This window comes from Pseudomonas sp., from assembly GCF_049590575.1.
Taxonomy (GTDB): domain Bacteria; phylum Pseudomonadota; class Gammaproteobacteria; order Pseudomonadales; family Pseudomonadaceae; genus Aquipseudomonas.
In genome coordinates this window covers 1-1,792 of sequence record NZ_JBAWDE010000368.1, presented here as the reverse complement: position 1 = coordinate 1,792, position 1,792 = coordinate 1, and the positions used below count along the sequence as shown (strand labels likewise).

The following is a 1,792-nucleotide window of genomic DNA, read 5'->3' as shown; positions in this document are numbered from 1 at the left end:
GACCAGGGCCATGCGTCCCGCGAAGATCGGAAGATTGGTGAGCGCCTGCGCAAATGAACGAGCGAGCGCTGTCATGTCGAGATGCCGCTCAAAGAAGAAGACAATGTGGACCGCCAGGTTCGCGACCATGGCATCACCGACGTTGCAACGGATTTCGAGCCGTTCTTCGTGCAATGGTCTGATCACTTGAGTCGGCACGATGAGCTACTTTCGGCGGTTCAGTATCACGCGGCCGCCGAGTTTCGGGATATGGGCGACTCCCCGGAAATACGACTTCTCATCGGTGGCGGCGTCGGTCTGGATCCGGAAATTCCGCAGCACCGTCCGCATGACGACATCCATTTCGGCGATTGCGAAATCAGCGCCGATGCACCGCCGCGCTCCGCCACCGAACGGGAGCCAAGCTGATGACGGCGGCTTGGCGCCGCAGAAGCGATACGGGTCGAATCGTTCGGGGTGAGGAAAGATTTCCGGATCCTCGTGAAGATCGGCAATGCGCACGAGCAGTGTGCGCCCATGCGGGATCCGCCACTCGCCGAGGTCGAAGTTCTCCGAATTGACCCGGCGGCCAAACACATCGATGACGGTGCGCACCCGCAGCGACTCCAGAATTGTGGCCCGACGCAACGCGCCGCCACCCTCATCGACCTCTGTGACCAGCTCAGCCAGCACGTCCGGGTGGCGCCGCAACCGCTCAAACGTCCAGGCCAGTGCCGATGCGGTGGTTTCGTGACCCGCACAGACGAGTAGGGACAGTTCATCGCAGATGTCGCGGCGGGGTATCCCGGTTTCGTCGTCGTGCCAACTGCGCAGTAACAAGGCCAGGATGTCCGTCCGCTCGCCGAGACGCGGATCGGCATCCGCCCGATCGATCAGCGTGCACACGGTTTGGTCAAATGCCTTGCGCAACTGGTCCAGCTTGCCCCACGGGCTGTGACGTCCGATCCCGAAGCGCGGCCGCGGCAAAAATGCCAATAGCTGTCCCAGTCTCATATACGGCGGGAGGATCTCGCGGAGTGCCTCGAGTTCGGTCCCATCAGCGCTGAAGATGGTCTGCAAGATCACGTTCAATGTGATCCTGTTCATCGGTTCGAGAATTGGAAATTCCGTGTTCTCAGGCCAATTCGCGCTTTCACGCAATGTCTGGTCCTCGATCACCTTCTCGTAGTTTTTCAGGCTCTGACCGTGAAATGCGGGTGCGAGCAGCCGGCGCCGATCGCGATGCCGGCTGCCGTCAAGCCCAAAGGTCGAACCTTGCCCGAACCAATTGCTGAGATTCGGCTGCACGTTGATCAGCTGCTCGGAGCTTGCCGTACACACCAACCTCACTAGAGCCGGGTCAGAAACGACGACGGATCGACCAAAGAATGGGACGTTGATCTCGAAGATGTGTCCGTGCCGCTTGGTCCAATTCCGCATCGACTTGCGGCGAAAAAAAGCGAACTGAACACCCTGCACGAGCTTGGGTGATCGCACAGCCGGCGGGTTCGATCTGTTCGCCGTCGCTGTTTCGCACGGATTGGCCATGGCCGTATCGGTCATGCGGTCCCCTAGCTGCGATGTCCCTTGGAATCTCGTGCCCGATGAGTGCGAGCGCGACGGCTCGCATCACCAGGCCGCGTGCCAAGGGAATCGTCGCTTCCGTGCGGCGTCACGAGCTCAGTAGTGCAGCACTGCAATCTCGCCCGGCCTCCGGCGCGGCAGTACTCAGATGCGGTCTTGAGATCCCGGATCTTGATGTCAGAAGGGCCAAAACACGTGCGGAATAGGCAAACTGCCGACTACTCCGCAC

2 protein-coding genes are annotated in these 1,792 nt (G+C 60.5%); both read right to left on the bottom strand.

Going from position 1 to position 1,792, the window contains the following annotated elements; translation table 11 throughout:
• Window positions 1-198, bottom strand: a 198-nt coding sequence (locus tag WBR57_RS25310) for a hypothetical protein (RefSeq protein WP_424087705.1), incomplete at its 3' end; no start/stop codon positions are given.
• A gap of 6 nt (window positions 199-204) precedes the next feature.
• Complete coding sequence (locus WBR57_RS25305; RefSeq protein WP_424087703.1) at window positions 205-1,542, bottom strand: cytochrome P450; 1,338 nt, start codon at window positions 1,540-1,542, stop codon at window positions 205-207.
• Window positions 1,543-1,792: the final 250 nt, after the last annotated feature.

Excerpts from the sequence above, each read along its gene's own strand:
- WBR57_RS25305 (WP_424087703.1), bottom strand. The coding sequence starts at position 1,542 with ATGACCGATACGGCCATGGCCAATCCGTGCGAAACAGCGACGGCGAAC.